Source organism: Shewanella sp. 4_MG-2023 (assembly GCF_030548015.1).
Classification (GTDB): Bacteria; Pseudomonadota; Gammaproteobacteria; order Enterobacterales; family Shewanellaceae; genus Shewanella.
In genome coordinates, this window is the sequence record NZ_JAUORL010000004.1 from 193790 (window position 1) to 202660 (window position 8871).

The 8871-nt window shown below is 36.5% G+C and carries 4 protein-coding genes; 3 read left to right on the plus strand and 1 reads right to left on the minus strand.

The genetic code is table 11. From position 1 onward, the window contains the following. Window positions 1-8 precede the first annotated feature (8 nt). Entirely contained in the window at window positions 9-482 is a 474-nt protein-coding gene (gene sixA, locus Q4546_RS03690) for a phosphohistidine phosphatase SixA (RefSeq protein ID WP_102437476.1), read from the minus strand. A 374-nt stretch (window positions 483-856) separates the two neighbouring features. On the opposite strand from sixA, the gene Q4546_RS03695 reads away from it, so the two are divergent. From Q4546_RS03695 to Q4546_RS03705, 3 genes are all read left to right on the plus strand, one after another. Beyond that, entirely contained in the window at window positions 857-3589 is a 2733-nt protein-coding gene (locus Q4546_RS03695) for an insulinase family protein (protein ID WP_303445711.1), read from the plus strand. Between the two features lie 290 nt (window positions 3590-3879). Continuing rightward, window positions 3880-8169 (plus strand): EAL domain-containing protein, encoded by a 4290-nt coding sequence (locus Q4546_RS03700; RefSeq protein WP_303445703.1) that lies wholly within the window; start codon window positions 3880-3882, stop codon window positions 8167-8169. An 88-nt stretch (window positions 8170-8257) separates the two neighbouring features. After that, window positions 8258-8871, plus strand: a 614-nt coding sequence (locus Q4546_RS03705; RefSeq protein WP_303445704.1) for a hypothetical protein, incomplete at its 3' end; no start/stop codon positions are given.

Genomic DNA, 8871 nt, shown 5'->3' on the forward strand with positions numbered 1-8871 from the left:
GGAAGAACTTAAGCGCTTATTTGAGTTGGGGTTTGCATTAGCTCAAAATGAAAACCGTGTTCGTTTTTATCAATCGATACAATAGCCGATGTAGCAAATATCGGAGGCTCCATACCTGCAACTAATTCACTGACCATATAACCTAGAATAGGCATGTGAGCGATAACTAACACCTTTTGAGCATTGTAATGTTCAGCATAAGCTAAAATAGCATCAACAGCGATTTGAGGGCTGCCAGAAGGCGTTATATCATCTAGCACTAACCATTTGTTTGGTTCCGGTAGATGTTTAGCCACTTCTTGCCATGTTTGTTGTGCCCTTAGGTAAGGACTTACTATCACTAAATCGACACTGTTTACTTTCTGCGTTAACCAATTGGCCATGGTATTTGATTGATTACGCCCAACTTGAGATAACATACGCTCTCTATCAGATGGGGCGTCAAAACTTGCTTCGCCATGGCGCATTAAAAATAGCTGCATACTTCTCTCGCTACTCATTATTATAGTGTTTATTGGCTAATTGTAGCCTTAAATAATTCATCCACAAAGAAACTATGAAGTAAAATTAATTAGTCTTTAGTCGATGTTTCTATGAATTTTATGCGTATTATTCTGAAAAGCTATTAAACTCTTTCAACAGTGTGACTAAAAGTTGCTAAAAACCGCTAACAATATCACTATATATATTCAAACTACTTTTTTAATAGTTGCAAAGTGAGCAACAAAGAACCCAAGTAGTTACTCAAGTCGTTATACAGTGCCTTCTCATCTGGAGCATTATCTTGACCATAAAACCAGACACTACACAGCCTGAAATAGTGAAAAGCCCAAATGATCATCGCCAATACCAATATATGGTTTTGGAAAATGAATTGCGGGTGTTATTAGTTGAAGATACCAAGGCTACCCATGCGGCAGCGTCCATGACCGTATCTGTGGGTCACTTTGACGACCCCACTTCACGACCCGGCATGGCGCACTTTTTAGAGCATATGCTGTTTTTAGGCACTGAAAAGTATCCAGATTCTGGTGAATATCATCAGTTTATCAATCACCATGGTGGTACCAACAACGCTTGGACAGGCACTGAACAAACTAATTTTTTCTATAGTATTGATGCTGAGCAATTTGAAGAATCTTTAGACCGATTTAGTCAATTTTTTATCGCTCCTAAATTTGACTTAGAACTCGTTGATAGAGAAAGGCATGCCATTGATTCTGAATACAGTTTAAAGCTTAAAGACGATATTAGACGGGTTTACCAAGTACAAAAAGAATCAATCAATCCAGCACATCCATTCTGTAAATTTTCAGTGGGCAATCTGCAAACCTTAGCAGGCGACGAAGCTGATGTGCGCCAAGAATTACTGGATTTCTATCAAGAAAAATACAGCGCCAACATTATGACATTATGCCTAATATCGCCGCTATCGTTAGACCAGCAAGCTGAAAAAGTACAACAATATTTCAGTGCTATTAATAATAAAAAGATAATAAAGAGCTACCCTGACACCCCTTATTTAAGCCAAGAGTTATTACTAAAAAAAATTAATATCATGCCAGTAAAAGAGCAAAAGAGGCTCAATATTAGTTTTGCCCTGCCTAGCATGGAACCTTTTTATAAAACCAAACCACTGACTTTCATTAGTCACTTATTAGGCAATGAAAGTCCTGGTAGTTTACTGTCATATTTAAAAGAGCATGGTCTAGCCAATAATTTATCGGCAGGTGGTGGGGTCAGTGGTTACAACTTCAAAGATTACAGCATCAGTATCCAGCTAACCGACAAAGGTTTAACGCAAGTTGATGAAATCGTAACCTGCACATTTGAATACCTTGAATTAATTAAAGAGTCAGGCATTGAGCCTTGGCGTTATCAAGAAAGAGCAAGCCTGTTATCTACAGCCTTTAAATTTCAAGAACAAATCAAAAATCTAGATCTTGCCAGCCACCTTAGTATCAACATGCAGCACTATGATGTTGAAGATGTGGTTTACGGTGATTACCGAATGGATAAACTTATTGAGACAGAAACTCTTGAGTTACTTCATTATTTTAATCCTAACAACATGCGTACTCAGTTACTCTCAAAGGAAGTAAGTACTGACACTCAGGCGCAATGGTATTTTACCCCTTACTCTATTGAGGAGATCTCAAAAGAAAAAGTGGCCCATTGGCAGCAGGTAAAACCAAGAAAAGAACTAAAATTACCCCTTAAAAATCCTTTTATCGTTGACGACCCACAAGCTAGAAGTGAACTAAGTACCAGTGCTGTGCCGACCATTGTGGCTGAAGATGAAGGTTACCGTTTTTGGCATCGTAAAGATGATGAGTTTAACGTACCCAAAGGACATTTATATTTATCCTTGGACTCAGATCAAGCTAGCCCCACCCCAAAGCATGCCGCGTTAACAAGACTGTATGTTGAGATGGTGCTAGATTACCTCGCTGAAGCCACTTATCAGGCTGAAGTAGCAGGACTAAATTATAATATTTACCCTCATCAAGGTGGAATAACACTGCATCTAACCGGCTTTACCGGTAATCAAGAAACGCTATTAGCTTTAGTAATTGAAAAAGCCAGAGAGCGAAACTTTACCCAAGATAGGTTTAAGCTTATCAAAAAGCAGCTTATCCGTAGTTGGACTAACGCAGCCCAAGCCAAACCCATCGCGCAGCTCTTCACTAGCTTGACTGTGACACTGCAGAAACGCTCTTACGAGCCCACTAGAATGGCAGAAATGCTAGAGGAAGTGACACTAGATGAATTACATGAACACGTAGGGGCATTTTATGAAAAAATTTATGTTGAAGGTTTAGTCTATGGTGACTGGTTAGCGAGTGAAGCCCAGCAACTGGCGAGACGCTTAAAACAGGTTCTGTCATTGGTAACAAAGCCCAGTAACGAATCTAGTCGCGAACTCATTAATCTGTCTAATCGCGGCATGTTAATGCGCGAACTCAACATTGAGCATCAAGACAGCGCGATCATTATTTACTACCAATCAAAACAAACAACTCCCCATCAAATTGGGCTGTTTAGTTTATTAAATCATACGATGTCTTCGACATTTTTCCATGAACTCAGAACAGAAAAACAACTTGGCTATATGGTCGGAACGGGCTATTTACCTTTAAATCGACACCCGGGGATGATTTTCTACATCCAATCACCCACAACTGCGCCACGAAAGCTTCTTGAAGCCATCGATGAATTTATCGCGGACTTTAACTATGCAGTCATGCAGATAACCAAGGGGCAGTGGGAAGCTACTAAGCAAGGTTTGATCAACCAAATTTCAGAAAAAGATGCTAGTTTGAAAAGCCGAAGCCAACGCTACTGGGTCTGTCTTGGTAATCGTGATTATGAATTTAATCAAAGGGAAAAAGTAATAGAGGAAATTAAAAAGCTCACCCGCGCTGATTTGATTAAGTTTATCGTAGAAAATATGCGCTCAAAGCACAGTGACCGATTAGTGTTATTTAATGTTGGAGAGCAGCATCAACAACTTGAGCCTATTGCTAACACTCAAGTGATAACAGACTTGAAAGGCTTTAAGCAGCAAGCAGAGAAGTTTAATTTTTGAGAAACGTAATATTTTTCACCCGTAACTTAATCACATAATTAATTGTTACTACTTTACTAAACTGCGCATAAATACAGCAACCCAGTGGAATACGCTATAAAAACGTTAAAATCAGATAATTATAAAATAAATAACACTAAATAAACACTATATGCCCTACAAAGAAAACACTATACTGATCATTCACAACCTTAGAAATCAACCTTTTTTTGACAAAGGCTTAACTTTCTGAAAAAGTGGTACTTTATTGTAAATAATTATCAATTGCAGCAGACAAAAGTATCCTTAATATGTCAATGATTAGACCATTCTTAATATGCGCATTTTTTATTCTTCAAAGCATTTCGTCTTCGGCTTTTGCTATTGAAAGTAATGATTATGAGTTGAACCTTAACATTGAAACCTTTACTGTCGATAATGGCTTATCACAACCGAATGTGACAAGTATTGTCGAAGACCACCAAGGTTATATATGGGTCGGTACAGTAAACGGACTTAATCGATTTGACGGAGTCAATTTTAAGCATTTCTATGCAGAAAATAACAATACAAACTTGCCCAGCTCATTTGTAAAAACACTGCTTATTGATGAAAAAAATAGGCTTATTGTTGGCACTGATAAAGGCTTAGCTGTTTTTGATGAAAATTCAGAAAAATTTATCCCCATCGTAATAGATGGTAAGATTATTGATGAATCGATTTGGCACCTTGCACATCTACCAGAAGGTATCGCGCTTGGTCTTAATAATAGAATCATCATTTTAAATGAGCAATTAACTCGGGTTATTTGGAGTTATGAAAGTAAAATATTACAAGAAGTAAAACGAATAATTAAAATTGATGATGATTTTTTTATCAGAAATTATAATGGCTTAGTATTTAAACTATCAAAAAACAATTTATCTATCATAGAGCACAATTCAAATGATATTGGACTTTTAAACAATGAGCTTATTATATCATCTCCAAATGGTCTTTATAGTTTCAAAAACAACCTAAAGATGAAGTTTTCAAATCATCAACTCATGTATTTGGAACAATCAAAAAGAAACGATAGTATAACATCAATAATCAATTCAAATCTCGTCACCGTTTCAAAAAATAAAAAAATAAAAAATATCGGTTATATTACTGCTAACACTTCAATAACAAGACCGATCATAACAGAAACAAAATCATCTATTTTTGTTGCAGACGTTAATATCGGACTAATAAAAATCGATAGAAATAAGAATCTAATAAAGACCTCTAAAAAAATCAATGGAAATACTTGGTCAATAACAGCAAATGAGAATAGTATTTTTATTGCAACTGGCAATTCTGAAGTAAAAATATTAGATAATAATTTAAAAGAAAAATCGACTATAAAACTGAACAATATACAAGGACCAAAATCTATTGAATTATTAGATGACAATTTGTACATCGGTAACATCAATGGATTGACTAAAGTTGATTTAAACTCATTAACGACAATAAAACTATCTGATGAACAAGTAATCTATGTAACAGTTGATAAAGCAAGGAAGTTGGTTTATGCATCAACCATTGATGGAAAAATACTAATTTTAAAAAATGATAATTTAATTCAAACTATAACCACAGGTGAGCGTTATCCGGTATTTCAAGTACTAAGGGAAAATGATACATTTTGGGCTGCTACCCAAGGTGGTTTGTTCAGAATCACGGGTAAGAACAAAGATAAAGTATATGATAAAAATATGGTAATGAGCCTTGCCTTAGATGGAGATCACATACTATTCGGTACAATAAATTCACTTTTAAAGCTTTCAACTAAAGACTTAAGTTTACAAAAAATATTCCAAAATAACAAAATAGTTTACTCAATTGAAATCTTAGATAGTTTTATTGTCTCGGCTTCGGATACAGAAATAAATATCACTAACAAAATAAACCTAAAAAATACCTCAATATCAAATAAAAATGGCGCGCAAAATGATTATAACTCTCAAGGTTCAATAATTACTGGGGATGATATGCTTTTTACTGGTTCAAGTGGAATAAGTATTATCAACCCTCAAAAAATATATAATGAAATCATTAGTGAAATCCCATCAAAAGTTGCTCTGACCGATTTTCAGGTTTTTAACATCACAGAAAAACTTGGTGGAGATATCTTATCAAAACCAATTAACATCCAAGAAAATATAACGTTAAAATACTCAGACTATCCTTTCTCCTTTACTTTTATTACACCAGGCAAGTCTTTGGACGATTACACTTTTTATTATCAAATGGAAGGGTTAAATGACGATTGGTTACCTGCTCAAAATATTAACTCAGCAACTTATACTAACCTTTCTGCTGGCACTTACTATTTTAACGTTTATGCTATTAATAATTTATCAGGCAAGCAAGGAGAAACAAAATCAATACAAGTGACTATAACCCCGCCTTGGTATTGGTCTCTTGAAGCTAAGCTTGCATATGGCTTAATGGCATTGATTTTTTTACTCATTATAACTAAAGGCATTTTACGTCGACAAGAAGTCCAAAAACAAATAGCGCTGAGTGAAGAGCGGTTAAAATTATCACTATGGGGCAGCGGCGATGAAATGTGGGATTGGGATATTGAAACCGGTGAAATTTACCGATCCAATATCTGGGGAACATTAGAGTTTCCTCAAGATGGCCATCGCTCAGGAAAACCGGGAGAAGAAAGCAATATTCACCCCCTCGATCAAAATAGAGTTAAAACAGCCCTTAATGACCACTTTAAAGGGCTAACAGATCATTTTGAAGTTGCATACCGCGTTAAAAGCCTTCAACACAAATGGGTTTGGGTACTAGATAGGGCAAAAATTGTTGAAAGGGATCACAAAGAAAAACCGCTGCGTATGACGGGTACCATCAAAAACATCAATAATATTAAACAAACCGAAGAACAATTAAGACTATTCGAAAGAGCAATTGAAAACATTTCTGAAGGCATGTTTATTCTAGATGACAAATTTCATTTTGTTGAAGTCAACGATGCTTGTTGTGAATTAACCGCGCAAAATCGATCTGAGTTTATCGGACAATTATTTTGCTTTGAGCGTTACCCAGAAAGCTATACAAATCAGATACATGCTTCCATATCACAACAAGGATTCTGGAGTAACGAACTAGAAGCCAATCGCGGAGATGGTAGCCATTTCTTAATGGAGCTCACCGTCGATGCGATATACAACGAACAAGGCGAAGCTAGCCATTTTGTTGGTGTTTTCTCCGACATCAGTCGTCGTAAGCAACAAGAAGAAGAAGAACTGCGTAAATTAACTAATAGTGATTTACTCACCGGATTACCGAATCGCTCTAGTTTACAAGTGACGCTTAATAATCTGGTAAAAAAAGATGTTCATCATACATTAATGGTATTGGATTTAGATAATTTCAAACGTATTAACGACTCGCTAGGCCACCAAACTGGTGATGCGTTACTTATTGATGTCGCTCGTAGGCTTCAAGAAAATATTCCAAATCACGTTAGTTTATATCGTCTTGGCGGTGATGAATTTGCCATCTTAGTTGACCATAACCCTGATATTGGTTCATGTGCGGCTATCGCCTCTCGAATAATAGACTCATTGAAACAAGAGTTTAAAGTTGATAACGAATCCCTCGTTATTAGCTTAAGTATCGGGATAGTTTTATACCCTGAAGATGAGCAAAATGAACAAGCCCTATTAAGAAAAGCAGATATCGCTATGTATCATGCCAAATCAGGGGGTGGCAATTGTTACCAATTCTATTCAGAGTCTTTAAACAAAAATGCGCTACGCCAATTAGAAGTAGAAAACTTGATCCGAGAAGGATTAAAAGAAGATTACTTTGAAGTCTATTACCAACCCAAAGTCGATTTAAAACAAGACAGCCTTGTTGGAATGGAAGCTTTAGTTAGATTAGTTCATCCGGAATTTGGTGTCATCCCGCCAAATGAATTTATTCCACTTGCTGAAGAAAATGGTTTAATTGTCGAAATTGGCGATCTGGTTTTACGTAAAGCCTGCTTTGCAGCACAAAAGTGGCGCGAACAAGGTGTATTTAACGGCCGTGTAGCCATAAACTTATCTTCAAGACAGTTTGCCCTACCTGATTTACAGCAACGCATATTAAGTGTATTAGAGCTCACAAAGCTCCCAGCTTGTCACCTTGAACTAGAAATTACTGAAAGTACCATTATTAAAAATCCAGATAATGCCATCAAAGTAATGAATCAGCTTGCCCAAATGGGGGTGACTCTAGCCCTTGATGATTTTGGTACTGGGTATTCATCGCTCTCATATCTCAAACATTTCCCAATTCATTGTTTGAAAATTGATAAATCTTTTGTGGATGATATCGATAAATCAGATCGTGATTTAAAAATGGTCGATAGCATTATTACTATCGCACATAACATGGGCTTATCTGTTGTCGGAGAAGGTGTAGAAGAAACCGCGCAATTAAATATATTAAAAGCCTTAAAATGTGAAGAAATCCAAGGCTACATCTTTAGTAAGCCTGTTCCAGAAAAAGATTTCACCGAATTATTAAACATCAATCAAAAAAAACAAAGTAAAAAAACCGCCATTTAAGCAACATTGGCATAACAACTGCAATCCTCTATTCAGATGTCAAATAAAAGTTAAAACTTTAATTAACCCTGAATAGAGAGATTAAACAATGATTAATGGAATTATCGTAGCTGCAATTTTATCTTCAACTTCTAACGCTGCTATTAATACGACGGAAACAGTATTTTCTAATCAAGGGCTGCATACTTCTAACCAGAAAGCTAAAGTAGTCAGTGGTCATATCAAGTATTCAGAATCTAATACTCAGCTAGCCAGCAGCCCTTACATCAAGTATTCAGAAACGGGTACTCAGCTAGCCAGCAGCCCTTATATCAAGTATTCAGAAACGGGTACTCAACTAGCTAGCAGCCCTTATATCAAATATTCAGAGACTGGTACTCAACTAGCTAGCAGCCCTTATATCAAGTATTCAGAAACGGGTACCCAACTAGCTAGCAGCCCTTATATCAAGTATTCAGAAACGGGTACCCAACTAGCTAGCAGCCCATATATCAAGTATTCAGAAACGAGTACTCAACTAGCTAGCAGCCCTTACATCAAGTATTCAGAGACTGGTATTCAACTAGCTAGCAGCCCTTATATCAAGTATTCAGAAACGAGTACTCAGCTAGCCAGTAGCCCGTATATCAAGTATTCAGAAACGGGTACTCAACTAGCTAGCAGCCCTTATATCAAGTATTCAGAAACGAGTACCCAACTAGC

What these genes read in the sequence shown, in the direction of transcription:
- Q4546_RS03700 (WP_303445703.1), top strand. Translation starts at nt 3,880, where the DNA reads ATGTCAATGATTAGACCATTCTTAATATGCGCATTTTTTATTCTTCAA.
- sixA (WP_102437476.1), bottom strand. Translation starts at nt 482, where the DNA reads ATGCAGCTATTTTTAATGCGCCATGGCGAAGCAAGTTTTGACGCCCCA.
- Q4546_RS03695 (WP_303445711.1), top strand. Translation starts at nt 857, where the DNA reads ATGGTTTTGGAAAATGAATTGCGGGTGTTATTAGTTGAAGATACCAAG.